This is a genomic window from Peribacillus sp. P4_C12 (assembly GCF_056402095.1).
In genome coordinates this window covers 1-777 of sequence record NZ_JBFUIB010001049.1, presented here as the reverse complement: position 1 = coordinate 777, position 777 = coordinate 1, and the positions used below count along the sequence as shown (strand labels likewise).

The 777-nt window shown below is 36.0% G+C and carries 1 protein-coding gene; it reads left to right on the top strand.

Annotated elements, in window-relative coordinates; all coding sequences use genetic code 11:
- The coding region (locus tag AC1DUW_RS31175) for a nucleoside deaminase (protein WP_477644495.1) at positions 1-358 on the top strand (358 nt) is incomplete at its 5' end.
- Positions 359-777 lie beyond the last annotated feature (419 nt).

Genomic DNA, 777 nt, shown 5'->3' with positions numbered 1-777 from the left:
CGTTGTAGCTGAAGGTGTTAATGAGCTGCACAAAACTTATGATGTTAGTGGACATGCGGAATTACTGGCTATCCGGCGTGCACAAGAGCAATTACAAACGAATGATCTATCAGGTTATACAATGTATGCAAGTGGGGAGCCTTGTCCGATGTGTCTAACGGCAATGTACTTTGCTGGAATCGAAAAGGTTTTTTATTGTGCTTCAGTTGAGAATGCGGTTGAAGTGGGATTAGGGAAATCTAAAATTATATATGAGGATTTACAAAAAACAAAAGCAGAACGCTCACTTTCGATGATACAAATGCCATTAAATGAAGGGCAAAAAAATCCAATGAAGCTTTGGAAGGAGAGAACGTAGTCTTGGGAAACTGTGGGTWTAATGATTCAGGAAACAAGTTTATATAAGTTTATTGATCTTCAGCAAACGGGCGCAWTTCTGAAGCAGGAATCGTGCTCTTTCTTTATGTAAAGGGCCAGATTGTATAAAAATATCTTAGATTATAGTTAATATTGAAAAAAGCAACAATTATACGAAACCAGCCTAACAAAAAAAGTAATTTACCTTTTTTTACCCAAGTTTAGATACCAAAAATCCCGCCAATCTGCAATCGACTAACGAGATTTTTAATTTTCTTCAATGTCCAATTACGTAGGACATCTCTGTATCATTTATTTCAGCAATTATATTAGGGTACAATCACATCTGTTTCAATCAATCGTGGATGAATCTTTTTCGCTTTTTCATATGTTTCAGCTGTGTTAACTGAGTATACATGC